General features: G+C 36.8%; 25 protein-coding genes. 13 read left to right on the forward strand and 12 right to left on the reverse strand.

Features of this window, described 5'->3' with window-relative positions; genetic code table 11:
* Positions 1-24 precede the first annotated feature (24 nt).
* Together NSQ89_RS21240 and NSQ89_RS21245 are read left to right on the forward strand one after the other, a co-directional pair.
* Positions 25-564: a Gx transporter family protein gene (locus NSQ89_RS21240; protein ID WP_047944275.1), complete on the forward strand. Its 540-nt coding sequence runs from the start codon at positions 25-27 to the stop codon at positions 562-564.
* A gap of 15 nt (positions 565-579) precedes the next feature.
* Entirely contained in the window at positions 580-1,560 is a 981-nt protein-coding gene (locus NSQ89_RS21245; RefSeq protein WP_341133262.1) for a polyprenyl synthetase family protein, read from the forward strand.
* 73 nt (positions 1,561-1,633) lie between these two features.
* Here NSQ89_RS21245 and NSQ89_RS21250 read toward each other — a convergent pair whose 3' ends face one another.
* The 4 genes from NSQ89_RS21250 to NSQ89_RS21265 all read right to left on the reverse strand — a co-directional run bounded on the left by NSQ89_RS21250 (position 1,634) and on the right by NSQ89_RS21265 (position 3,229).
* Complete coding sequence (locus tag NSQ89_RS21250; RefSeq protein WP_047944277.1) at positions 1,634-1,867, reverse strand: hypothetical protein; 234 nt, start codon at positions 1,865-1,867, stop codon at positions 1,634-1,636.
* On the reverse strand, positions 1,864-2,028 hold the full coding sequence (locus NSQ89_RS21255) for a YvrJ family protein (protein ID WP_095257964.1): 165 nt from the start codon (positions 2,026-2,028) through the stop codon (positions 1,864-1,866). The genes NSQ89_RS21250 and NSQ89_RS21255 overlap by 4 nt, the downstream gene beginning before the upstream one ends.
* Positions 2,019-2,633, reverse strand: coding sequence for a sigma factor-like helix-turn-helix DNA-binding protein (locus tag NSQ89_RS21260; RefSeq protein WP_061801199.1), 615 nt, complete (start codon positions 2,631-2,633; stop codon positions 2,019-2,021). Before NSQ89_RS21260 ends, NSQ89_RS21255 begins: the two co-directional genes overlap by 10 nt.
* A 158-nt stretch (positions 2,634-2,791) precedes the next feature.
* Positions 2,792-3,229 carry a hypothetical protein gene (locus tag NSQ89_RS21265; RefSeq protein ID WP_061801198.1) on the reverse strand — a complete coding sequence of 146 codons (438 nt, stop codon included), beginning with the start codon at positions 3,227-3,229 and terminating at the stop codon, positions 2,792-2,794.
* A gap of 140 nt (positions 3,230-3,369) precedes the next feature.
* Here NSQ89_RS21265 and NSQ89_RS21270 point away from each other — a divergent pair, with 140 nt between their 5' ends.
* The 4 genes from NSQ89_RS21270 to NSQ89_RS21285 all read left to right on the forward strand — a co-directional run bounded on the left by NSQ89_RS21270 (position 3,370) and on the right by NSQ89_RS21285 (position 6,550).
* The gene (locus NSQ89_RS21270) at positions 3,370-4,257 is read left to right on the forward strand and encodes a dihydrodipicolinate synthase family protein (protein ID WP_341133263.1); all 888 of its coding nucleotides are present in this window, start codon (positions 3,370-3,372) and stop codon (positions 4,255-4,257) included.
* A complete protein-coding gene (gene modA / locus NSQ89_RS21275; RefSeq protein ID WP_061801196.1) occupies positions 4,257-5,048 on the forward strand; it encodes a molybdate ABC transporter substrate-binding protein in 792 nt (263 codons plus the stop codon). Before NSQ89_RS21270 ends, modA begins: the two co-directional genes overlap by 1 nt.
* Entirely contained in the window at positions 5,029-5,709 is a 681-nt protein-coding gene (gene modB, locus NSQ89_RS21280; protein WP_061801195.1) for a molybdate ABC transporter permease subunit, read from the forward strand. Before modA ends, modB begins: the two co-directional genes overlap by 20 nt.
* A 151-nt stretch (positions 5,710-5,860) precedes the next feature.
* Entirely contained in the window at positions 5,861-6,550 is a 690-nt protein-coding gene (locus NSQ89_RS21285) for a metal-dependent hydrolase (protein WP_095257962.1), read from the forward strand.
* A 490-nt stretch (positions 6,551-7,040) separates the two neighbouring features.
* Here NSQ89_RS21285 and trhO read toward each other — a convergent pair whose 3' ends face one another.
* From trhO to NSQ89_RS21305, 4 genes are all read right to left on the reverse strand, one after another.
* Positions 7,041-8,009: an oxygen-dependent tRNA uridine(34) hydroxylase TrhO gene (gene trhO / locus NSQ89_RS21290; RefSeq protein ID WP_047944692.1), complete on the reverse strand. Its 969-nt coding sequence runs from the start codon at positions 8,007-8,009 to the stop codon at positions 7,041-7,043.
* A 326-nt stretch (positions 8,010-8,335) separates the two neighbouring features.
* Positions 8,336-8,575, reverse strand: a complete 240-nt coding sequence (locus tag NSQ89_RS21295; RefSeq protein ID WP_047944691.1) for a hypothetical protein — start codon at positions 8,573-8,575, stop codon at positions 8,336-8,338.
* A 31-nt stretch (positions 8,576-8,606) separates the two neighbouring features.
* The gene (locus tag NSQ89_RS21300) at positions 8,607-9,935 is read right to left on the reverse strand and encodes a PTS sugar transporter subunit IIC (protein ID WP_047944690.1); all 1,329 of its coding nucleotides are present in this window, start codon (positions 9,933-9,935) and stop codon (positions 8,607-8,609) included.
* 83 nt (positions 9,936-10,018) lie between these two features.
* The gene (locus tag NSQ89_RS21305; protein WP_047944695.1) at positions 10,019-10,321 is read right to left on the reverse strand and encodes a PTS sugar transporter subunit IIB; all 303 of its coding nucleotides are present in this window, start codon (positions 10,319-10,321) and stop codon (positions 10,019-10,021) included.
* Between the two features lie 430 nt (positions 10,322-10,751).
* Here NSQ89_RS21305 and NSQ89_RS21310 point away from each other — a divergent pair, with 430 nt between their 5' ends.
* Positions 10,752-11,498, forward strand: coding sequence for a MurR/RpiR family transcriptional regulator (locus NSQ89_RS21310; RefSeq protein ID WP_341133264.1), 747 nt, complete (start codon positions 10,752-10,754; stop codon positions 11,496-11,498).
* Between the two features lie 271 nt (positions 11,499-11,769).
* On the opposite strand, the gene NSQ89_RS21315 is transcribed toward NSQ89_RS21310, so the two are convergent.
* The gene (locus NSQ89_RS21315) at positions 11,770-12,780 is read right to left on the reverse strand and encodes a DUF3231 family protein (protein ID WP_328283673.1); all 1,011 of its coding nucleotides are present in this window, start codon (positions 12,778-12,780) and stop codon (positions 11,770-11,772) included.
* Positions 12,781-12,925: 145 nt separating this feature from the next.
* Here NSQ89_RS21315 and NSQ89_RS21320 point away from each other — a divergent pair, with 145 nt between their 5' ends.
* The 4 genes from NSQ89_RS21320 (at position 12,926) to NSQ89_RS21335 (ending at position 18,207) form a co-directional block, all read left to right on the forward strand.
* Positions 12,926-13,735, forward strand: a complete 810-nt coding sequence (locus tag NSQ89_RS21320) for a MurR/RpiR family transcriptional regulator (RefSeq protein WP_341133435.1) — start codon at positions 12,926-12,928, stop codon at positions 13,733-13,735.
* Positions 13,736-13,948: 213 nt separating this feature from the next.
* Positions 13,949-15,514, forward strand: coding sequence for a PTS transporter subunit EIIC (locus NSQ89_RS21325; RefSeq protein WP_341133265.1), 1,566 nt, complete (start codon positions 13,949-13,951; stop codon positions 15,512-15,514).
* 1 nt (position 15,515) lies between these two features.
* A complete protein-coding gene (locus NSQ89_RS21330; RefSeq protein ID WP_341133266.1) occupies positions 15,516-16,871 on the forward strand; it encodes a 6-phospho-alpha-glucosidase in 1,356 nt (451 codons plus the stop codon).
* Positions 16,872-17,118: 247 nt separating this feature from the next.
* Positions 17,119-18,207: a helix-turn-helix domain-containing protein gene (locus tag NSQ89_RS21335; RefSeq protein ID WP_341133267.1), complete on the forward strand. Its 1,089-nt coding sequence runs from the start codon at positions 17,119-17,121 to the stop codon at positions 18,205-18,207.
* A 136-nt stretch (positions 18,208-18,343) separates the two neighbouring features.
* Here NSQ89_RS21335 and NSQ89_RS21340 read toward each other — a convergent pair whose 3' ends face one another.
* On the reverse strand, positions 18,344-18,883 hold the full coding sequence (locus tag NSQ89_RS21340) for a recombinase family protein (RefSeq protein ID WP_047944683.1): 540 nt from the start codon (positions 18,881-18,883) through the stop codon (positions 18,344-18,346).
* 146 nt (positions 18,884-19,029) lie between these two features.
* Between NSQ89_RS21340 and NSQ89_RS21345 the strand changes: the two genes are divergently transcribed.
* Positions 19,030-20,493 carry a SulP family inorganic anion transporter gene (locus NSQ89_RS21345; protein WP_047944682.1) on the forward strand — a complete coding sequence of 488 codons (1,464 nt, stop codon included), beginning with the start codon at positions 19,030-19,032 and terminating at the stop codon, positions 20,491-20,493.
* Positions 20,494-20,514: 21 nt separating this feature from the next.
* Complete coding sequence (locus NSQ89_RS21350) at positions 20,515-20,595, forward strand: universal stress protein (RefSeq protein WP_235844563.1); 81 nt, start codon at positions 20,515-20,517, stop codon at positions 20,593-20,595.
* 111 nt (positions 20,596-20,706) lie between these two features.
* On the opposite strand, the gene NSQ89_RS21355 is transcribed toward NSQ89_RS21350, so the two are convergent.
* Positions 20,707-21,588 (reverse strand): SMP-30/gluconolactonase/LRE family protein, encoded by an 882-nt coding sequence (locus NSQ89_RS21355; RefSeq protein WP_047944681.1) that lies wholly within the window; start codon positions 21,586-21,588, stop codon positions 20,707-20,709.
* Positions 21,589-21,851: 263 nt separating this feature from the next.
* The gene (gene aspS / locus NSQ89_RS21360) at positions 21,852-23,147 is read right to left on the reverse strand and encodes an aspartate--tRNA(Asn) ligase (RefSeq protein WP_047944680.1); all 1,296 of its coding nucleotides are present in this window, start codon (positions 23,145-23,147) and stop codon (positions 21,852-21,854) included.
* Positions 23,148-23,330: the final 183 nt, after the last annotated feature.

Consider the following 23,330-nt stretch of genomic DNA (forward strand, 5'->3'; position numbering starts at 1 on the left):
ATCGCAAGAATGGAAGTTGAGAAGATGACAAAAAATCAACGCCTTGTATATATAGCACTGCTTGCTTCTCAAGCGGTAATTATAAGCTTATTAGAACGGGCTATCCCATTTCCCTTTGCATTTGCTCCCGGAGCAAAGCTTGGATTAGCAAATATTATTACCTGCTTAGCCTTATATACACTTCCTACTAAAGATGCCTTTCAAGTGGTCGCAATCCGGCTCTGTCTAGCCACCTTATTAGGAGGAACACTTTCTACTTTTATGTATAGTGCCAGCGGAGCCCTCTTAAGCTTTATCGGCATGTGGGGTGTAAAGCAGCTTGGAACAAAACGAATTAGCTTAATTGGCGTTAGTACAACTGGAGCCATTCTTCATAATATTGGTCAATTAGCAGTTGCAAGTTTTGTTGCACAAACCTGGACAGTATTCTTATATTTACCTATTCTATCTTTTATCGGTATCCTATCAGGAATAGCAATAGGAATACTAGCCAACTATTTAATCACACATGTAGAAAAACTACAGTATTATAGAGATTTATCGGAAATAAACGAATCTAGATAGGAAAGAGGTTAAACTATGCGTGTACATCAAATGTGGGATACGTATCCAGAATTAAAAAATGACTTGTCAAAAGTACTTCAATTAATTGAAAGCAATATTCGTGTTCGTGACAAAGTAGTTGAAAAAACGATTAAGGATTTAATTTATTCCGGTGGCAAGCTACTCAGACCTGCCTATTCCCTCCTTTGTTCACAAATAGGTCCGTCTAAAGATAAAAATCGTGCAATAGCAGTGGCAGCAGCGTTGGAAACCTTGCATATGGCGACGCTGATTCATGACGATGTTATTGATGAATCGCCAACACGACATAACATTCCAACCATTCATACTCATAATGGAAATAAGTTTGCCATCTATGCGGGTGATTATTTATTCTGTGTTTGTTTTACCATTTTATCTAAGTACGCAACATCTCTTTCCCATTTAGAATTTAATGCCCGCAGCATGGAAAAAATCTTAAGCGGAGAATTAGATCAATTAAACGCTCGATACCAATCTACTGTTACGGTGAAAAAATATTTAGCAAGAGTCTCTGGAAAAACAGCCCAGCTTTTTGCCGTAAGCTGCTATTCTGGTGCGGTTAAAAGTGAAGCAAGCAGACCACTCGCCATGAATGCTTGGAATATGGGGCATTATATTGGCATGGCTTTTCAAATAATGGACGATATTCTCGATTATAAAGGAGATTCCCAAACATTAGGAAAGCCTGTGATGGCAGATATTAAACAAGGTCACTATAATTTACCACTTATCTATGCAATCCAAGCAAATCCGCATGAGCTGATTCCTATATTAGATAAAAAAGAATCCTTGACTGACGAAGATATGACGCAGCTTTCTAAACTTATTGCTAAATATAAAGGAGTCGAAAAAGCAGAGCTCCTTGCTAAAAAATATACAGAGAAAGCAATTAAACAACTAAGTAAATTACCTGATGGGGATTACAAAAACCATCTTTTTGAAATTACGCTTAGCTTACTAAATAGGAATGTGTAATGAGTATGGTAAAAATCCGATCCAACTCTGCATGCTGCTTGTCACTAGTTGGACTCGGACTTTTTAATAGCTGTCATTCTCTATTAAGCTGATCTTTAAATTCCCAAAAGCCCGGAATACTGTCTAGGTCATATTGATAGGTAGATTGTATAAGCATTAACTTCAGCTCTTGTGAAAGATCTGCCATATCATTTGGACTTGTTCTTTTTGTTAATTTATTTACCTTTGGTTCGAACAACTTTATTAGCTCATGGAGCATTTCCGGATCTGCCTTTGCCCTTTTTACCATCGTATACATATCGGTCATTTGTCCTTTTCCTTTCGCTCGTCTTCCTGGGTTTCCTTCCATTCCTTCAGTAGTTGATCCATTTTTTTATCTAATCTTAGGAGAACAAATAAAGATAAGGTTAGTGGAAAACCAAAATTGCTAATCATTGTCATCCATTGCGTCATATCTACTAATTCCATCTGCCTTCCTCCTTGTTATTGATAATTGAAAGAATACGTTTTAAAGCCGTTTTTCTTGTTTTTGAAACATATTGTTGAGACGTTCGAATTCTCCGGGCAATTTCTGTATCCGTAAATTTATAAAGATAGGCATAGGTAAGGATTTTTCGTTGGGAAGGAGTCAAGCTCAGAACGGCTGAATAGATTGTTTTATTTGAAATATATTCCTCCATCTCAGACCATCGTGCCTCCTTCTCGACTATTGCTTCTATTTCAGCCTCTTTATCATTTAGATTAATATCCTTTTCTCCTCCCTCTTCCTTCTCGGTCAGTATTAACGGAAATCGTTTTTGATACATGGATATGTTTTTATTAAAATTTATGGTACTGTACTCCATCGAAGAAGTGATATACGAAGTAAACCGAATGGTAAAGAAATGCTTTTTAAAAGATTCATCCACCTTTTCTTTATTTTCCTTTGTCGGACATTCTAGCGCTTTTTTTAACAGATGAACATTGACCTTTTTCTGCAAAAAACTCTTTACAATTGGATTGCTTAATAATGATTTATTTTCCTCTAAAAATGCGGTAAAAGCTTCTGATTGAGAAGAACGGCATTCTTTCATCCTTTCGACCTCCCAAAAGGAACATATGTTCTGTTTTTGTTGTAAAAAAAGGGACTAATCTTCATTAGCCTCTTTTGCCTATATGTTATCTTTACCTCCTTCTATATATATAAAGAAAGATTTCATGTAAAAATAACAACCACTTGTCCCATTTTCATTTAATCGATTACAAATAACTTTACATCAAAGATAACATTGTCTGGATTTTCTTCCAATACGACAATAGTCCAGTTTTTAGCTAATATCTTTGTAAATTGCTGAAAGGATTCCTTCGGCAATGTAATAGTTCCAATTGATTCACCGCGGTCCTCATAGTCTCTTCCCTCTACTAATTGATATTTCAATAGTATAAGCCTTTTTAACGTTCCCTTAGTCAAAAAGGTTATTTCATAATCATCTTGCATAATCGCTTTGACTCTAGCTTTATTGTCTTTATAATAGGAGAAAAGCGTCTGCCAATCTGGCAAGCCATTTCCACAGTTCTGAAAGAACGCAAAATCTTCTGTTTCGAGAGCTTTGCTAACCGCCTCTTCCTTAAATCCCTTTGCTTTCACTTGCTCCAGCATAATTGCATAATTAAGTGCCACTCTCATCATAAAACTTCTACTCCCTTCTCCACTTCATATTGATTTCATCCCAAGAAAAAGATAAATTGATAGAAAGACTTCATTAGACAGCTTTCTGTACCATTATCTGAATAGTTTAAGTATAATCTATTTTGAAAGGAGTTAGGAAAATGATTACACAAAATCCATTTGTTTCATATAGTGTTGCAATGGTAACCCCCTTTGACCAAAGGGAAAAGCTTTCGCAAACCGGCATCTATTCATTAATAGATTACTATAAACAGAATCATGTCCCAGCACTGCTTATTAGTGGATCAACAGGGGAACAGCATTCCATGACAATCGAAGAAAGACAGATTCTCTATCGGGAGGTAAAGTCCGCAGGGAAAGATGATTTCCTTCTCATTGGTGGAGTTGCTGCTGTAAGAGCGACAGAGGCGATTCGACTAGCAGAAGCTGCTCAAAAAGAAGGGTTAGATGGAATAATGCTAGGGTTTCCTCCTTATTTACGAATAAGTCAGAAAGAAGCTGCAGCATATGTCGAACAAGTTTGCACAGTTACCGATTTACCCATCTTGCTTTACAATAATCCATCCCGTACTGGATTTAACCTGGAATTAAATACTCTCTATCGTATAGTAGAGAAACGTCCCCAAATAAAAGGGTTAAAGGAAGCTGGAAATCCCGACAATGCTCTTATCCTTCAAAAAGAGCTTGGTTCATCCTTCTCTGTCTTAACCGGTACAGATTTATACCTTTTAGACCATTTGCGTAACGGATATAATGGAATTACTAGTATAATAGGAAATATTTTCCCCCAAGAAATACAACAAATTGTTCAATTGATAAAATCACAAAAATGGGAATTGGCGGAAAAACAGTTCTCCAAATTGCTGCCAACGATACATACTATTCTAGAAATAGGTGCACTGCGGGCTATTAAATATCTATTATCTGAAAGCAACATAGAAGCAGGTATTTGTAGAGAGCCATTATCCACTTTGAATAAACAAGAACAGAAAACCCTAATGGAGGTTTGGCAAAAAGGAGAGGCATGATGAAAAAACAATTCCAACCTATTATACTCTTAATTACGATATTGATTTTAGCTTCTTGCAGCAATAAGCAAGGGCAATCAGCAGCATCTAAACAAGAACCTATTTCCTTAACCATCTCTGCTGCTGCCAGTATGCAAGATGCATTAGAGTCAATCAAAGAGAAATTCGAAAAGGAGCATCCAGATATTACCCTAACTTTTAATTTTGGTTCATCTGGAGCATTGCAGCAGCAAATTTCCCAGGGAGCTCCCGTCGATTTATTTCTCTCTGCAGCAGAGGATAAGATGGCGCTTTTAATAAAGGATGGCTTCATTAGGGATTCCGATCATATGAACTTAGTTAAGAATAATTTAGTATTAATCACCAATAAACAGGCTGACACTACTATCGATAACTTTGCAGATTTAGAAACATTGGATACAGAAAAAATCGCTATCGGTATACCCGAATCCGTTCCAGCAGGAAATTATGCAAAAGAAACACTGCAATCCCTGCATATATGGGAAAAGATCCAAGAAAATATCGTTCCTGCAAAGGATGTACGCCAAGTTCTTTCTTATGTAGAAACAAATAATGTAGCAGCAGGCATTGTTTATGGAACCGATGCAAAGACTTCTGATACTGTTCAGGTAGCAGCAATTGCGGATGAAGCGAGTCATTCTCCCATTGTTTATCCTCTAGGTATCATCAAAGACAGTAAGCATTATCAGGCAGCCAAACTATTTTATGACTATTTGCAGACACCCATTAGCCTAGAGGTTTTTAAAGAAAATGGATTTATTGTTAACTAAAGAGGATTGGAGTAACTTTTGGTCTCCCATTTCTCTTTCCTTGCAAGTGTCACTCATTGCCACTGTCTGCGTCATTGTTTCGGGAATAATTCTAGCCGCTTTATTAGCGAGACGAAAATTTAAAGGCAAGGTATTGCTGGAAACCTGTTTGTTACTGCCAATCGTTCTTCCCCCAACAGTTACTGGCTTTTTATTGCTCGTTGTCTTTGGGCGCAATAGTATCATTGGAAAAGGAATCGAATGGCTTTTTCATCAACCAATTATTTTTACATGGTGGGCTGCAGTAATTGCTGCGTTTATGGTGTCTTTTCCTTTAATGTATCAATCGGCAAAGGCTGGGTTTATCCAGATTGACCGCTCGATTGAAGAGGCGGCACGTGTTGATGGGGCAAACGAGTGGAAAGTTTTAACATCTATTTCTATTCCACTAGCCTCCCACTCGCTTATGTCTGGAAGCATCCTTAGCTTTGCCAGAGGTTTAGGAGAATTTGGTGCAACTTTAATGTTTGCCGGTAATATCCCAGGGAAAACACAGACACTGCCTACTGCTATTTATGTCGCCATTGAAACTGGCAATATGAAAATGGCTTGGATTTGGGTAATAACCATCACCATTATTTCTTTTATTATGCTAGCTTTATGTCAGCCGAAACAACAATAGCCTTTCTTGTCTCTGCGTATTTCCTTACAAGTTAGTGTCAATACTGATTTGAGAAATAGACAAGCATATCATTTGGTATTTTTCCTTTCTCTGCTTTAATCTAAAATGGACAATAATCCACCTATGTGGAATTTTAAGGAGATGATTTTGCATGAAAATTACTTATCATGGTCAATCCACTATTGAAATTAGTACAGAAGGAAAGTCTTTAATTATTGACCCGTTTATTAGTGGCAACCCTTCTGCTGTTACAAAAGTGGAAGAAGTGAAAGTGGATGCTGTTTTACTGACACATGCACATATGGATCATATTCTCGATGCGGCACCAATCGCCAAAGCAAATAATGCTCCAGTTGTTGCTAACCCTGAATTAGCTGCTTATATGTCCTGGCAAGGTGTAGAAACAATTGGTATGAATATCGGCGGAACAGTCGATTTAGGCTTTGCTAAAGCAAAAATGACGCATGCATTCCACAGTTCCGGGATTATTGATGAAGAAAATAAAAATATCTTATATGGCGGAATGCCAGGTGGATATATTATTGAAGCAGAAGGGAAAACCATCCATCATGCCGGAGACACTGGACTTTTCAGTGATATGAAGATGATTGGAGACCGACACCATTTAGACGTTGTCTTTCTACCCATTGGAGACCATTTTACAATGGGATCCGAGGATGCGCTGCAAGCAGCCGAATGGTATCAAGCAAAATTAATTATTCCCATCCACTACAATACATTCCCTGTAATTGAGCAAGACGCTAAGGCGTTTGTAAATAAGCTTGAGGAACTTGGTTTGAAAGGGAAAGTATTAGAACTAGGGGAAACATTCGAATTGTAAGAAAAGCATTGGGCTAGAGTACACATCAAACTAGTAGTTTTGAAACGTTGCAGACAAACTTGGTTTGTCTGCAATGAATATGAAGTGGGGAAATGAGGTTGATATCGCATAAATACGTGGGATATTAGCCTCTTTTTCGTTTTTTATTTGCAGAAAGCTATTGCCTTTTCAATCAAGTTTTGCTTTTATCAGCCAAATTGGAGTAGATATCAGCCAAACTTTGATTTTTTCAGCCAAACTGGTGCACTTATCAGCCAAACTTTGATTTTTTCAGCCAAACTGGTGCACTTATCAGCCAAACTTTGGTTTTTTCAGCCAAATTGGAGCACTTATCAGCCAAACTTTGGTTTTTTCAGCCAAAGTGATGCATCTATCAGCCAAACTTTGGTTTTTTCAGCCAAAGTGATGCATCTATCAGCCAAAACCACATTTTATCAGCCAAACCTCTCTCAAACTAAAAAAGGCCGCCCGCAACGGACAGCCTTTCCTATTACATTACTTTGCTTTCTTCTTCCCATTGAGCAATTTCTTTTACTCTTGCTTCCACTTGCTCTTGTGTGAGTCCATGTTGTTTTACATAGAAGTTTCTTGGATGTGTGCGGCACTCATGGCTGCAGCTTCTCATATACTTCTCTTCATTTTCTTCACTGCAAAGCATTTTGCGGTTACACTCTGGGTTTGCACAGTTTACATATCTTTCACATGGCTCCCCAGTAAAGAAGTCACGTCCTACAATCACATGTTCTTTTTGATTGACTGGCACACTGATTCTTTGGTCGAATACGTAGCATTGACCATCCCAAAGCTCGCCTTGTACTTCTGGGTCTTTTCCGTAAGTCACAATTCCCCCATCTAATTGGCTTACATCTTCAAAACCCTCTTTCATTAGCCAGCCAGAGAATTTCTCACATCTTACTCCACCCGTACAGTAAGTAAGAATCTTTTTACCTTCTAGTATATCTTTATTTTCTTTTATCCATTGTGGCAGTTCTCTAAATGTTTCAATTTCTGGCTTAATCGCACCTCGGAAATGACCAAGATCATATTCATAATCATTACGAGCATCGATCACAATTGTATCAGGATCTTGCATTTTCTCATAAAATTCTGCTGGCTTTAAGTGCTTACCAGTTAATTTAAGTGGATCTACATCGTCCTCTAAGCTTAAGTTAACTAATTCTTTTTTATGACGAACATGCATTTTCTTAAAAGCATGTCCATCTGCTTCATCAATTTTGAAAATAGTATCGCTGAAACGCGGATCCTGTCTCATTGCTTCGATATACTTGTCTGTTTGCTCTACCGTACCAGAAACTGTTCCATTAATCCCCTCGTGGGAAATTAGAATTCGACCTAATAATCCTAGTTCTTTACAAAAAGCTAAATGCTCTTTGGTTAATTCCTCCGGATTTTCAATCGGTACATATTTATAATAAAGTAATACTCGATATTCACTCATTGTTCAACACCCTATTCCTTCTAAAAATTATCTATTAATAACTATACACCAATTGTGTCAATAGTAAAAATCCATTGCTTATTTGTAAAATCGCAAACAAACAGAAAGAGACTTCACTCATCGAAATCTCCCCCTGCTTAAAAATAAAGTTAAAATAATTATAAGGTAATACGAGCTAAAAAGAAAGATGCAGATTTTACCTAGTATTAAAATTCCATTCTTTAGTAGCCTTTACATACTATCATAAAAAATACTATTAACTAACTCGAAATTATAGCAAGGGATACTCCTTAAAGAAGTACCCCTTGTTTGACATTTTCTATTGATTATCCTTCTGTTATGGTCGTATGAAAGTGGAGCGCACAACCATATTTAGACTGCTGAAATATTTTCTCTACATGGCGTATGGCAAGCTCCGCTGATAAAGATGTAACAACTACTAGCTCCGCTTTAATCTTGTTAATAACCTTTATGCTAGTTGTGATGTAATCATCCTGGTAATTTTCAAAAACATCTCGGACATAATTTATTTGTCCACAGAAAAATTGAATAGTATATTGATTCATTTTTCTATCACTTTAAGCAGAAGCAGCCGAATCACTTTTTCTCCCCTCCATAACTTACGGCGTTTGCTTTATTTGCTGCCATAACGAATGGTATATACACCAGTGTAGAAACAGCCAAGCAAACAAAACCAAGCAATAGCGCAATATAATTTCCACCTGTTCCAAGGAAAGCAATCAGCGGTCCTGGTGTAGTCCATGGAACGGAATACGCAATTGGTGGAATCAATCCTGATACAATCGCAACATATCCAATAATAATATTTATGGCTGGAACAAGAATAAATGGCACAATTAAAATTGGATTTAATACAACTGGCAAACCAAAAATAATTGGCTCATTTATATTAAATATCCCTGGTGCAAGTGAAAGTTTTCCAATATCCCTGTAATCCTGCCTTTTTGCCACAATAAAGATAGCAATAAGCAATCCCAGCGTCATTCCGGAACCACCATAGTTTGCAAAAGCATCATTAATTGCCCAAGTTACGGGATATGGTGCTCCCCAAGCTGTACCGTGCTCTGCGACGAAGTTAAGGTTTTCTAAGCCCGCTTCTGCAAACATAGCTTCCCGTATAGCAGCAATGGTATTCGGACCATGGATTCCAAAAACCCATAATAGGTTGGAAACTATCGCTAAGATAACTAAGGAAACAATATTGGTGCCTAAACTCTTCAATGGAGTTTGAATCACTGCGTAAATAAATCCATGTAAGCCTTCTGGATAAACTGCATTTATTAAAGCGTTTGCAATAGCGAACACCACAGTAATAATTATAATAGGAAATAATACTTTAAAAGAACGAGAAACAGCCGGAGGTACAGAATCAGGCATGTTTATTTGTAATTTTTTGGATCTAGATAATCTGCTGAAAAGCTCACCAACTAGTAATCCCACAATTAAAGCAACAAATAGTCCCTGTGCTCCTACCCATTGAGTTGTTAAAAAGTTGGTTCCTTCTACATTGGTATATGGTGGATAAATAATAAAAAATACAGAAAGACCTGTCAGCCCACTTAATAATTCATCGGCTTTGAGTGAAATTGCCATATTTCTGGCAACGAGAAAGACGATGAACATAGATAATATATTAACAGAGCCATTTAATACAGGAGAAAAAACCGCTTGTAAATCAGCTAAATTTGGAAATAATTTATGCAAGAATAGGATTTTGGCAATGAATCCGTCTGGTGCTAAGACAGCAAAATTTAGTAATACAATTAATGAACCTGCAAGCGTAATAGGAAAAGATAGAATAAATGCATCGCGGATAGCAACGATATGCCTTTGTGAATTTAATTTTGCTGCAACTGGCACTAACGTTTTCTCCGCAAACTTTTCAAAGGCCGCCATAAAACCCATTATAATTCCCCCTAAATAAATATGTTATTTTTACATTGGAAAACTATTTTGCAGGCTTCTTTAGGTGCAAGTTGCTGATTGATTTATGCCATTAATTCTAATGCTCTTTCTAATACTGCTTTGCCATTCATCATTCCATATGCTCTCATATCAATTACTTCTACCGGAACTCTCCCCGCAATAATCTCCTCCACCTGTGGTTTTTGGTAACGCACCTGAGGACCTAATAAAACGACATCCACTTCATGTGCGACTTTTTGACATTCTGATACTGGCAATGCAAAGATTTCGAGCTCTATTCCTTTTTCTTTTGCTGCATCTTTCATTTTATTTACTAATAAACTAGTAGACATTCCCGCTGCACAAACTAAAAGTAATTTCTTCATTTTCTTCCCTCCAATAATTGATTTTTGTATAATATTCTCATTCGAATGGTCCTTTTCATCATATGCTCCCCTTACTCAATCGGCGCAGAAGCTGACCCCACAAGGAATTTCTAATTTTCTCAGGCAATTACATACCCCCTTCCACTTAAAATGTATGCGTTTGCAAACTAATTAGAAGTAAAAATAACCACTTACTATCTTTTTTCTTCGGAAGGAATTTGTTACATTTTAGTCACAACCTGTTTTATAATAGAGGAAAGATTACCATGATTAAGGAAGTCATCCCCACTGAGGATTAGTTGAACCATTTATATTTTTATGGACAGCAAATTTTTCATCTATTTGCGATTCACATATACTTTCAGTCCATTAATAGTTGGAAAAATGGTGAATGTAAGGAAAATTTCTATTTAGAGTAGGAGGGAATAATTTGTTCACAAATGAAATGATCCAATCCTTTAATGATTTAGAAATGCTACTCTATAACTATGTTACAAAAAATATCGATAAAGTTATATATATGCGTATTAGAGAATTATCCGATGAAACGCATGTATCCACATCTAGTATTCTTAGATTCTGCCGAAAGTTAAACTGTGATGGTTTTTCCGAGTTTAAGGTTAAATTAAAATTATATTTAGATAGAAGTAAGCAAGAAAACTTAAAGTCAACGAAATACTATCTTTCTGAGTTCTTAGAACGCACAATGAAAGGTAATTTCGAAACATATATACAAGAAACTGCGGATATGGTTAGTCAATCTGATAAAGTAATTTTTGTAGGAACAGGAAGTTCAGGCATTTTAGCGGAGTATGGTGCTAGATATTTTTCAAGTTTAGGGAAGTTTTCCACTTTTATAAAAGACCCCTTTTACCCAATTAACAGCAAGGAGCTGAAAAAATGTACCGCTATCATCTTATCGGTTTCTGGTGAAACAGATTATACCATTCATCTTGCAAATCGATTAAAAATGGAAGGCTGCAATATTATTAGCATTACTAATAGTAAAGACTGTCACCTTGCAAAAATATCTGATATAAATATTGCGTATTATGTTACAGAAGTATATACAGAACGATCAAATATCACTTCTCAATTACCGGTCATGTACATCTTAGAGGAAAGCGCTCATAAGGTTAAAAAGAACAGCAAGCTTAATGAGGAGCGGGAAGCTTAGAAAAGAGTAACAGGGAAAAATAATTAGAGTTTGTCGACAAAAAGATATTGGAGAAGTAGAATTGCATTTTCATGCGTTGCTTGGAGTGGAGGGGGTGAGACTCCTGTGGTTAGCGAGACAGCCTAAGACCCTGCAGGCTGTAAGCAGACCGCGGCTCAGCGCGAGCGCCACGGAAAGCAACCCCCTGATTGAAAGAGGTTAATAAATATACTTAACTCCAATTTCTTTCCAAAATACAGGAGTTTGTATACACTGTGAATATAATTTCTCTCTATTTCCCTGTTACATCATTTTTAATCTTTATAATTGACGGCGGCTGCTCCACCCAATTATAGTCAATCATTAAATCTGCCCCATCTTTGGCATACTGGCCAATTTCAATCGAAAGCCTATCATAATTAAGTAGCAGGTCACTTCTTTGACTAGCTCCTCCCGCTAATGCATAATTTCCAATTCCTGAGGCACTCAATAAACTTATATGAAACATCATTAATTTATCAGAAAAAGTGCGTACAGTAGAATCTGTAATACCAATATCGGAAGTGTTCGGACTTTGTATCCCTTCTTTTAATAGAGTATCTGTAAATATTTTTAAGTGTTTTTGTGAAATATCTTTTCCTCTTAACATATAAGCCTGTACTTCTTTATTCGTCGTTGTCTGGGCGAAAGCCAAGGTAATCTTAAGTCCCATATTATTCGTCTGTGTATTCATAAAAAGATGGGAAACTTCCACTGCATTTAATGGTCTCTTTTTGTGAAATAAAGAGAAACCACTCAAGTATTTTCTATTTTCAATATAATCGACTTCCTTTGGTACGGAAGTAAAGGGGGCTCGGACTAACAATCCTTTTTTATCAAGAATAGAGGTACTTAACTGATATAGCTTTGAAGTATCCAGTAGTCCCTCTTGAAAAAAACGGATTATATCTTTCCGTGTGCACATTGATAAGAATCCCCCGTATGCCACTAATCCTGCTTTTGCCATTTGATTAATATAGGCTAAACAGAAGGCATCGGTAAACAAGGCTGGGGCCTTTTTATTTACATCGTCTTCTGTGAAGCCATGTGGTATGGCAAATTTATCTTCCAGGAAAATTTTCGCAAAGCGCTTTTCCTGTTTTTGAGCAAATCGGTAAGCAAAGCGAATAGCATCGACAATTTCCCGATCCTTCACATGTTGTACCATATGAGTGAGAACCTGTTTAGACATACAGTTATTTAAATAAGATGTCCACAGAGAAGCAATTTCTGAAGATGTTAGTTTTATATTTGATTGGGACATAAAGTAAAACCTCCAACACTTACATAGTTTTAATAGTATTGGCATCCCTATAGATATTATGCTATGCTATCCAATCAATCCATATAGAAAAAACATCATTTATAATAAAAGAATCCATACTAGACGAAAATATGAACAAGGAATGATGATAGATTTGAAAAATTCAGATATGCTTTTTTTTGATTATACTAATGACAAAAATTTAACCGAAGCAGAGAACGATATTATCCAGTTTCTGATAGAGAAAAAGTTAGCCGGAGAAACGTTAAGTATCCGAGCAGCGGCTAATGATCTCTTCGTATCTACTGCAACCATTATCCGCCTTTGTAAAAAACTTGGTTTTAGTGGGTATAGTGAATTAATTTACAACCTAAATTTAAAAGTAACAAAGATGCTTGATCAAGAAGTGGAATATGTAGATAGTATTCATCAACCATTAATAGAGGCGGTATCCTCCTTTAAGCGTAATTATAAACAAACAATCGACTCACTAGATGAGACAACCATTGAACAGTTCTTATCTCAAATCAATGAAAATAAAATGATATATTTTTATGGCGCTGGCTTTTCCACTCTTTTTTCTAGCTATTTCGCTAAGAAATTAGAGTTATTTGGTTATTACGTTTCCAATACAACTACCAGCGACAGTCGTGCCATTTTTCTCAATAATATTCAAAAATACAAATTACTCATTGCTTTTTCCCGTTCTGGCGAAACAGCTAAAGTACTAGAGAAAGTAAAAATCGCCAAGGATAAAGGCGTAAAAACGATACTTTTCACCGGAAATAATAAAAGCTCAACAGCCAAAATTTCTGATATTGTCTTTACGGTCCTTGACCCTACTATTGAATCTCAACAAGAATTTGAGGTAACCTCCTATGAATCCAATATGTTTATGCTTATTGATTTACTCTTAATTATCGCGATTAAAAGGGGGATTATTAAAGAATATTAACAACTTTCCTTAATAACGCCAAAATAGAGGATGCTCGGGAGAACATCCTCTCTATTTCGTCCATTTGCCTTTCCTTCCATAACGTGTAACATGTTACAGGATTGAAAGACATAGTACACAATGATTGCAACCCCTTTCAAAATTATATGTTCAATTATATACTTTGGATATTAAAAGATATGATAACGCTTACCAAAAAGGGAGGTTTTATAGATGAAAAAGGTCGTAAATGGTCTTCAGCTATTCGGGAAATCCTTATTCGCACCAATTCTCATTCTTCCGATTATCGGATTATTTATCGCATTTGGAAATGTTTTCGGAAACGGAAACTTAGCACAATATATCCCGTTTCTAGAACATCCATCTATCCAAAATACAGGGAAATTTATTTCTTCTTCTGCTGTATCAATTTTACAAAACCTTGCTTTAATCTTTGCTGTCGGCATTCCAATTGGCTTAGCTAAAAAGGATAAAGGATATGCTGCCTTAACTGGACTAGTTACCTTCGTTATTTTCATAAATGCCATGCATCAAGTGTTAAGTCTGTCTGGCAGCTTAGTGGCACCAGAGGAAATGCAGCTAGCTGGTCAAGCAATGGTATTAAATGTTCAAGTGTTAGAAATGGGTGTTTTCTCCGGAATTCTTCTCGGTGCTCTAGTTGGTATCTTACACAATAAGTACTGTGACACAGAATTTAAAGGGGTTATGGCCATTTACTCAGGACATCGCTTTGTTGCTATTTTAGCCATCCCTAGTGCCATGATTTTAGGAGCGATTGCTGCAGAATTTTGGCCATTTGTACAAGATGGCATTACAGCTGTTGCAAGCGGCATTAAGAATTTAGGAGTATTTGGCTTACTTATTTATGGATTCTTAGAAAGAATCTTAATCCCAACCGGTCTTCATCACTTAGTTTATACTCCATTTCTGTATACAGAACTAGGTGGAGTAGCCCATATCGGAAACGAAATTATCTACGGAGCGAGAAATATCTACTTTGCTGAAATGGCAGACTCAAGCATTAAAGTACTAAGCAGTACCGTTAACTGGGATGCTCGTGGCCTAAGTAAAATGTTTGGCCTGATGGGTGCAGCTTTAGCCATGTATGTGACAGCAGATAAAAAGAAGAAAACAATCGCAAAAGCCATTCTTCTTCCGGCAGCCTTTACTTCTTTTTTACTAGGAGTAACAGAGCCATTAGAATTTGCCTTCCTGTTCACAGCACCAATCTTGTTTGTGTTACATGCTGTACTCTCAGGTGTGGGAATGATGCTCTTAAGTATCTTTCATGTTCATGCGATTGGCGCTAATGGATTTATTGACTTCCTGCTATATAACTTGCCGCTTGGTACGACGAAATCAAACTGGCCAATGTTTATCTTAGTAGGACTATTAATGGCAGCTATCTATTTCCTACTTTTCCGCTTCTTAATTCTTAAATTAAATTTAAAAACACCGGGTCGCGAAAAGGATACAGAAACAAGTGAGACAGCAAATGCAGAAGCAGCAGCATCTGCTACTGCAAGAAATGACTCCCCCTCTGCTTTAGGTGCAACTATTGTTAATGCATTAGGTGGAAAAGCGAATATTGAAAATGTCGATAATTGCTATACAAGATTGCGCTTAATTTTGAAAGATCCAAATATAGTAGATGAACAAACATTAAAACAAACAGGCTCAAAAGGCATTATCAAGTCTGGTAATAATGTTCAAGTTGTTTATGGCTTAAATGTGAAATCAGTTCGAGACCAAGTAGACCAACAATTAGGAGGTATTTAAGATGAAGACATTTAAATTAGCAGTTGCAGGTGGAGGAAGCACTTATACACCAGGAATTATCCGTAGTCTGATGGATCGTCTAGAGGATCTGCCTCTATCTGAAATTCGTTTCTATGATATTGACGGAGAAAGACAAGCGAAAGTAGTTGTGGCCGCTAAAGCTGTTATTGAGGAATATACAGATAAAATTAAAGTCATTGATACAACAGATCCACAAACCGCATTTGAGGATGTAGACTTTGTATTTGCCCAAATGAGAGTTGGAAAATATGCGATGCGTGAGCTAGATGAGAAAATCCCTCTTTCCCATAATGTAGTCGGACAAGAAACCTGTGGTCCTGGTGGATTAGCTTATGGACTTAGAACGATTGCACCAATGATCGAATTAATCGATTATGTAGAAAAATATGCAAAAGAAACTGCATGGATTGTCAACTACTCTAACCCAGCATCCATTGTGGCAGAAGGAGTACGCAAATTACGACCAAATTCAAGAGTCCTAAATATTTGTGATATGCCGGTAGCAACCATGCGTAATATTGCAGCAATCCTTGGAGTCGAAAGGGAAGAATTAGAAGTAGACTATTTCGGTTTAAACCACTTTGGCTGGTTTACAAGCATTAAAGTGGATGGTGCGGAAAGATTGCCAGAGATTCGCGAACATGTTTATAAATACGGTTTACTGACAGAAGATATTTCCAAAATTGACTATCGTCATGCCGATTCTTCTTGGATTAAAACATTTAAGAACATTAAACTAATCATGGATCATTTTCCAGAATATCTGCCAAACCCTTATTTACAATACTATTTGTTCCCAGATCATATTGTCGAAACTTCTAATAAAGAATATACCCGTGCGAATGAAGTAATGGACGGGCGTGAAAAAACTCTATTTGAAACAGTGAAGAAATATGAAGAGACAGGGATTTTAGAAGATTCCTTCGCGGTTGGTGTACATGGAACATTTATTGTAGATGTAACGGTATCTCTTGCGCAAAATCTAGGAAAAAGATATTTAGTTATGGTAGAAAACAGTGGCACGATTCCAAACCTGCCAGCTGATGCAATGATTGAAGTACCTGCACTTATTACTAGTGACGGTCCTAAGCCTGAATTTGTGGGAGATATTCCTTACTTCTATAAAGCAATGATTGACCAACAATTAGCATCTGAAAAGATCTTAGTTGAAGCAATTGTGGAAGGTTCCTACGAAAAAGCATTACAGGCTTTCACTTTAAATAAAACTTTACCATCAGCTAAAGTAGCAAAAGCAGTCCTTGATGATTTAATTGAAGCAAATAAAGAATACTGGCCAACCTTAACAAAGGAATATAAAGAAGGCGTACTAGTATAAGTTTTTAATAGCCCACAAGGAGTTTTGATACTCTTTGTGGACTTTTTTAGTTTCTAAATTGGCATTGGTTTTTATTATGTACCTCGGAAAGACAAGATCCATCATCTATAATTGCAAACAGCTAATTCTACTACCAGTAGAATCATTATTTTTCGCAGATTCAACCAACCGTTGATAGGCACACTTCAGTATGTATGCTAGTATCGAAGTAGACAGTGCGCACTGGAAAAATATAGGAGATGATAGGATGATTGATTCACGAAAAATTGGTGCTTATATATCTAAATTAAGAAAGGAAAAAGATCTTACCCAAGTAGAGTTAGCAGATAAATTAAATATTAGTCACCAAGCGATATCAAAATGGGAAAGAGGCGAGTCCCTTCCAGATATTACAACCATTCCTGTTATTGCACATGTATTTGATATATCTATTGACCTCTTAATGAATGCGGGGGTTGATAAGATGGACCATTCTAAACAATTAGGAAAAATCGTGCAGCATTTATCGGAGGATAAACCAGAAGAAGTTGCTCATTTAATCAATTCAGGATCCGCACAAGTAAATGAGCTTGTCGATATCGCTCCTATTATTAAATCTAGCCAGCTGAGTAAAGTATCAGAAAAGATGAATACCAATGTTTGGGATATAGATTCCATCGTCCACCTAGCTCCTTTTTTACAAACAGAAGCATTAGATGAAATAGTTATAGAAGCAGCGAAAAAAGCAATCAATTGGAAAATGATACAGCGTATTGCTCCTTTTGTATCTGCACATGCATTAAACAAAATAGCTGATCAGTTAATTAATGAATCCGCTGAACCAATGGAGTTATTGCATCTAGCGGCATTCTTAGAGGAAGAATACATGAATGATATGCTCCTAAAAGTAAGCACAGGCAAGTTAACATGGAGGTTCATTACAGAAATAGCTCCATTCGTAAGTGACACAGCTCTAAATGAGCTTGTTCTGCAAGAAATAAAGGATCCTTTAAATGAAGAAAAGATTCTGCCATTAGCCCCCTTTTTAGAAGAAGAAACAATTGATCAATTGACTTTGATTGCAGGTGGAAGAGGCAGCTGGCCATTCATCCGAAAGATGGCCCCATTTATAGGAGAAGAAACATTAAATATGCTGGTGGATAAAGCAGTAGATGATGAAATAGAATTAGAGGAGCTTACTGAGCTGTCACCTTTTTTAGAGGAAGAAGCGATCGAACGATTACTAGCTCGCATTGATCCTGACAGGCTGTCTCCAGAACTCCTGGCGAAACTGGCTCCGTTTATGGGAGAAAGCTCTTTAGGTACCATTGTTAAACAGTTGCTAAAAACAAATTAAGTTTTAAATGATAAACCAGAACAAACATATGGTTGTTCTGGTTATTGTTTATCTGGAATCTGCTGCTTTTTCTCTTAGATTATAATTATAAAATCCTCTGTGGCTCTCCATCTTTCCTTCTAAAATAATTTCATGACTAATTCTCCAAATACCGATATAAAGTAGACTTACTTATCCCTGTTTCTTCTTTTATATCTTTCAAGGTATATTTTTTTGATTGATACATCTCGATTGCTTTTTTTACATTCTCATCGGCTTTTCGAGGTCTGCCGCTTGTTTTCCCATGCTGTTTCGCATACTCCATCCCTTTTTTGGTTCTTTCTCGAATAATTTCATTCTGGAATTCTATTAAATGGGACAGCATTTCGGACAATGAATATTTTTTTGTTCTTTCTGTATCAATATCTTCCTTAATTGTCTGTAAATAGGCACCTTTCTTCTCAAGGATATCTAATATCTCCATCAGATGTCTACTCGAGTCTGCAATCGCGAATAATTGCACCACCACAATCTTGTCTCCCTTGGAAAGGGACGACAACAATTCCAATAGCTCTGTTCTATTTTTGGCCGAATCGTGTTCTTCTTTATACACTTGCTCACATATAGATTTTAGTATTTTTAACTGCTGCTCGCAGTGAATATCTGCGATGGTTGGGCGAATATAGCCATATATCATCTTCATTGCCTCCAACGTTATCTCTTTTTCCTATTATAGACAGAAATAAAGACCTTGTAAAAACTTTCCCAAAATATATTCCTTTTTGGGAAGAATCGTGATAGACTACTTTTAGTAAACAGAAGACAAATATTGAGGTGAATCATTTGATTGAAAAGATAAAAAGGGAATGGTTTTCGAATATCCGCGGGGATATTTTATCAGGAATGGTTGTTGCCTTAGCGCTAATACCAGAGGCAATTGCCTTTTCTATTATCGCTGGAGTAGATCCGATGATCGGATTATATGCTTCCTTTACAATGGCTGTAGTTATTTCGTTTACAGGTGGAAGACCTGGGATGATTTCGGCAGCTACAGGGGCAATGGCACTATTAATGGGACCATTAGTCAGAGATTACGGGTTGGAATATTTATTTGCTGCTACGATTCTAACTGGTATTATTCAAATTATTTTTGGCGTATTAAAAATAGCCAAGCTGATGAAGTTTATTCCAAGAGCCGTGATGATTGGCTTTGTTAATGCCTTAGCCATCCTTATTTTTATGGCTCAAGTTCCACATCTTATTAACGTAACAAATATAACTTATTTATTCGTTATTATTACATTATTAATTGTGTATATCTTGCCAAGATTTATAAAGATTATTCCTGCGCCGCTGATTGCTATTATTATTTTAACGGCTGTTGCTATTTTTGGAAATGTTAATGTTGCTACTGTTGGAGATTTGGGGAAAATTACACAGTCCTTACCAACTTTCTTCCTTCCAAATGTGCCATATTCCTTTGAAACATTAGCGATTATTTTTCCTTATGCATTGGCTTTATCTATTGTCGGCCTACTGGAATCCTTATTAACATCTTCTATCGTTGATGATGCAACCGATACAGAAAGCAATAAAAATAGAGAAGCAAGAGGGCAGGGAATCGCTAATATTGTGACAGGATTCTTCGGTGGCATGGCTGGCTGTGCAATGATTGGTCAATCTGTCATCAATGTAAAATCGGGAGGAAGAGGCCGATTATCTACCTTTGTTGCCGGAGTCTTTCTTATGTTTTTGATTATGGTATTAGGCAGTCTCGTTGTACAGATTCCAATGCCAGTATTAGTCGGCATTATGATTATGGTTTGTATCGGCACCTTTAACTGGTCTTCCTTCAAATATATCGTGAATGCGCCAAAGGCAGATGCCGTAGTCATGCTTGTGACAGTCATTATTGTGGTTGCAACCGATAATTTATCCCTTGGCGTTATTGCTGGAGTCCTGTTAAGTGCGGTCTTTTTCGCAGCGAAGATTTCCCATGTTAAGGTGCATAAGCAAGAAAGAACGAATGAAGAGCACTATACTGTGGAAGGTCAATTATTCTTCGCATCTGTTGACAGTTTTATTAAAGCATTTGATACTTCCATTACCAACAACAAGATTTTCATCGATTTTACCCATTCTCATGTTTGGGATGATTCTGCAGTTGGTGCGATTGATAAAATCGCCTTAAAGTTAAAGGAAAACCAGAATACAGTAATAATGACAGGGTTAAATTCCGCTAGTCAAAAGATAGTGGATAAGCTTACTGTTTTTCAAAACCCAAATGCAAAAGTATCTGATCACTAAATCAGAAAAGGGGCGTAAATGATGTATTCTACTATTCTTTTAGCAATTGATGGTTCGAAAAACTCCTTAAGAGCAACGGAAGAAGCAGCCAAACTAGCATAAAAAGAGCCAAATGCCCTATTAGTTGTTAAATAATCAAATAAGAGAGTGGCTATCTTTTGCCCACTCTCTTTTCTCTATTAAAACGTAATCGCGCTTATAAACTAGTAAGCTTCAGTTCTGATATAAATAAGTCTTGACGCCTTTTATACCTAACTTCACTTTGAATAGTCCTCCTGATTGTGGATGCTCTTTTAACTTCTCATCATCTAAACCAGATCGTGCTGTAGTTATATATAATTCATCCAGCCTTTTTCCCCCGAATGTACAAGAAGTCACATTTGGGACCGGCAAAAGAATTTCCTCTAGTTTTTCACCATTATCGGGATTCCATCTCGATACTTTTCCTCCACCATAATGAGCCACCCATAGCATTCCTTCGCTATCAATCGTCATGCCATCTGGAAATCCCTCTTCCTCAGAGAAATTAATAATCTGTTTTGCCCTCCCTAGCTCTCCTGTTTCTAACTCATATTCATATTGAGTGATAATTTGGGTAGGTGTATCAATATGGTAAAAGTATTTATTATCGCTTGTCCATGCCATTCCATTTGAAATAGTTAAATCGCTCATCTTCGCTGTGCATCTGCCATCTTTTCCAAGACAATAAAGGGCTGCCTCTTTCTTATCATCCCTGCTCATCGTTCCTGCCCACAATCGCCCTTTAGCATCGCACTTGCCATCATTAAATCGATTTCGTGTTAATTCCTTCTCTGGATCCGTCATGAATTCTAGCTGTCCTGTTTCTATATTTAAAAGATGAAAACCGCTATCTAATGTAACAATAAATTCCGTATCTTTTTTACTACAAGGGATAATGGCTGACACTTCACGTTCTAGTTGAATTTGTTTGTGCTTACCAGAGATATGGTTATACATATGTACTTTTTTCCCTTCAATATCTACCCAATATAAGAGATTATTCCTGAAATCCCAGCATGGCCCTTCCCCTAGCTCTGCTTTAGCATCAAGCACTAATTCTACTTCTTCATGCATGCGCTTCCCCCTCCATTATGTATATATAATCTAGCTCCTTTTTATATACCTTTTCTAAAAGGAAAAGAAACCCCTCCCTACCAAATTGTCTAAATTTTTTATGAATAAGCTGCTTCTTTTATCGTTTACCCTTGTAAATAAAATTTGCCTCTATTCGTAATGTGGTTCTATTTTTGGACATCAAATACTTCCAAATTGATCTACGAGTGTACGAGTAAAGAGCAAATTTTATTTACGTCCAGCACTGGTTCTACAATCTCCTTCTAAGGAATAAGTCTGTCACAGTCTCTTGGAAAAGCACTTGCTTCGCGGATGTTTCCTAAATTTAGAAACTTCATGATGATACGTTCTAATCCAATTCCAAATCCTCCATGTGGTGGCATTCCATAAGCAAAGGAATTGATATAGGTTGTAAACTCACTTGGATTTAACCCTTTCTCCTTAAAAGACTCTATCAGTTCCGTTTGACAATGAATCCTCTGTCCACCTGAAGTAATTTCGCTGCCTTTATATAAAAGGTCAAAGGAATCAGTTAAAGCTGGGTTTTCTTTATTTGGCATTGTATACATTGGTCTCGAAGTTCTTGGATAGTTTGTTATAAAAACAAAATCGCTTCCATACTTATCTTTTATATACCTTCCAATGTATTTTTCCCCTTCCGTATTTAAATCTCCTTCAGGAGAGCTCTTCTGATACTTATCCTTTAATAGCTGCTGTGCCTCTTCTAATGTCATTTTTGGTATATTATTCAATACCGGTATTTCGACTTTTAATAAATCTAACTGGTTTGGACAATGCTCCTTTACATACTGAAAAGTATATTGAAGAACCCGCCTTTCCATCTCCATTACTTCTTCCACATTGTCAATAAAGCCGATTTCAACATCTAGGGAAATATATTCATTTAAGTGTCTAGATGAATTATGCTCTTCTGCTCTATATACAGGTGCAATTTCAAACACTCGTTCAAACCCAGCGCCAACCATCATTTGTTTATAAAATTGAGGGGACTGCGCTAAATAAGCATGCTTATCAAAATAGTTAAAGGTAAAAACATTAGCACCGCCTTCTGCTCCCTGTGAAACAATTTTCGGTGTAAAAATGCGCGTAAAGCCTTCAGTAGTTAGGAACTCTGTAAAACCTTTTACAAACATAGATTGAATCGTAAAAATAGCATTAATTTGCTCATGTCTTAATGATAGAACTCGGTGGTTTAATAAATGATCTAATCCTACCTTAACATGGTTCTTATTAATTTCGAATGGCAAAGGGCCAGCTTCTGCTAGAATCGTTAATTCCCTTACTTGAAGCTCTACTCCATTTGCTGTTTTTTCCGTATCAACAAGAACTCCAGTCACCTGAACGACACTTTCTGTCTCTATCTTCAGTTGATTCTGCTCTTGCTCAAGGACACATTGAATCGTTCCCGTGCGATCTCTTAATAACAAGAAACCAACCTTTCCGAGCTGTCGGATTTTCTTCACCCAGCCCTTTAATACTACTTCCTTTCCAACATACTGTTCGCACTCAGAGATGAGTACCCTTTTTGAAGATTCCATATCGTTGTTCCTCCTAAAATAATCAGTAATTTTTTTTGATTCATATCGTTATCATCATCATCATCCACGGTACTCACCTCCTTATAAGAAAAGCCCTATCTTTTTGCTCTGTACACATTTGAAACAAAAATACGATGGTAGAAAACTGTCGTGAACCTATCTTGTAATTTAGAAAAAAACAAC

The organism is Niallia sp. FSL R7-0648 (assembly GCF_038007005.1).
Lineage (GTDB): Bacteria > Bacillota > Bacilli > Bacillales > Cytobacillaceae > Niallia > Niallia circulans.

Excerpts from the sequence above, each read along its gene's own strand:
- NSQ89_RS21240 (WP_047944275.1), top strand. The coding sequence starts at position 25 with ATGACAAAAAATCAACGCCTTGTATATATAGCACTGCTTGCTTCTCAA.
- NSQ89_RS21245 (WP_341133262.1), top strand. The coding sequence starts at position 580 with ATGCGTGTACATCAAATGTGGGATACGTATCCAGAATTAAAAAATGAC.
- NSQ89_RS21250 (WP_047944277.1), bottom strand. The coding sequence starts at position 1,867 with ATGACCGATATGTATACGATGGTAAAAAGGGCAAAGGCAGATCCGGAA.
- NSQ89_RS21255 (WP_095257964.1), bottom strand. The coding sequence starts at position 2,028 with ATGGAATTAGTAGATATGACGCAATGGATGACAATGATTAGCAATTTT.
- NSQ89_RS21260 (WP_061801199.1), bottom strand. The coding sequence starts at position 2,633 with ATGAAAGAATGCCGTTCTTCTCAATCAGAAGCTTTTACCGCATTTTTA.
- NSQ89_RS21265 (WP_061801198.1), bottom strand. The coding sequence starts at position 3,229 with ATGATGAGAGTGGCACTTAATTATGCAATTATGCTGGAGCAAGTGAAA.
- NSQ89_RS21270 (WP_341133263.1), top strand. The coding sequence starts at position 3,370 with ATGATTACACAAAATCCATTTGTTTCATATAGTGTTGCAATGGTAACC.
- modA (WP_061801196.1), top strand. The coding sequence starts at position 4,257 with ATGAAAAAACAATTCCAACCTATTATACTCTTAATTACGATATTGATT.
- modB (WP_061801195.1), top strand. The coding sequence starts at position 5,029 with ATGGATTTATTGTTAACTAAAGAGGATTGGAGTAACTTTTGGTCTCCC.
- NSQ89_RS21285 (WP_095257962.1), top strand. The coding sequence starts at position 5,861 with ATGAAAATTACTTATCATGGTCAATCCACTATTGAAATTAGTACAGAA.
- trhO (WP_047944692.1), bottom strand. The coding sequence starts at position 8,009 with ATGAGTGAATATCGAGTATTACTTTATTATAAATATGTACCGATTGAA.
- NSQ89_RS21295 (WP_047944691.1), bottom strand. The coding sequence starts at position 8,575 with ATGAATCAATATACTATTCAATTTTTCTGTGGACAAATAAATTATGTC.
- NSQ89_RS21300 (WP_047944690.1), bottom strand. The coding sequence starts at position 9,935 with ATGGGTTTTATGGCGGCCTTTGAAAAGTTTGCGGAGAAAACGTTAGTG.
- NSQ89_RS21305 (WP_047944695.1), bottom strand. The coding sequence starts at position 10,321 with ATGAAGAAATTACTTTTAGTTTGTGCAGCGGGAATGTCTACTAGTTTA.
- NSQ89_RS21315 (WP_328283673.1), bottom strand. The coding sequence starts at position 12,780 with ATGTCCCAATCAAATATAAAACTAACATCTTCAGAAATTGCTTCTCTG.
- NSQ89_RS21320 (WP_341133435.1), top strand. The coding sequence starts at position 12,926 with ATGATAGATTTGAAAAATTCAGATATGCTTTTTTTTGATTATACTAAT.
- NSQ89_RS21325 (WP_341133265.1), top strand. The coding sequence starts at position 13,949 with ATGAAAAAGGTCGTAAATGGTCTTCAGCTATTCGGGAAATCCTTATTC.
- NSQ89_RS21330 (WP_341133266.1), top strand. The coding sequence starts at position 15,516 with ATGAAGACATTTAAATTAGCAGTTGCAGGTGGAGGAAGCACTTATACA.
- NSQ89_RS21335 (WP_341133267.1), top strand. The coding sequence starts at position 17,119 with ATGATTGATTCACGAAAAATTGGTGCTTATATATCTAAATTAAGAAAG.
- NSQ89_RS21340 (WP_047944683.1), bottom strand. The coding sequence starts at position 18,883 with ATGATATATGGCTATATTCGCCCAACCATCGCAGATATTCACTGCGAG.
- NSQ89_RS21350 (WP_235844563.1), top strand. The coding sequence starts at position 20,515 with ATGTATTCTACTATTCTTTTAGCAATTGATGGTTCGAAAAACTCCTTA.
- NSQ89_RS21355 (WP_047944681.1), bottom strand. The coding sequence starts at position 21,588 with ATGCATGAAGAAGTAGAATTAGTGCTTGATGCTAAAGCAGAGCTAGGG.
- aspS (WP_047944680.1), bottom strand. The coding sequence starts at position 23,147 with ATGGAATCTTCAAAAAGGGTACTCATCTCTGAGTGCGAACAGTATGTT.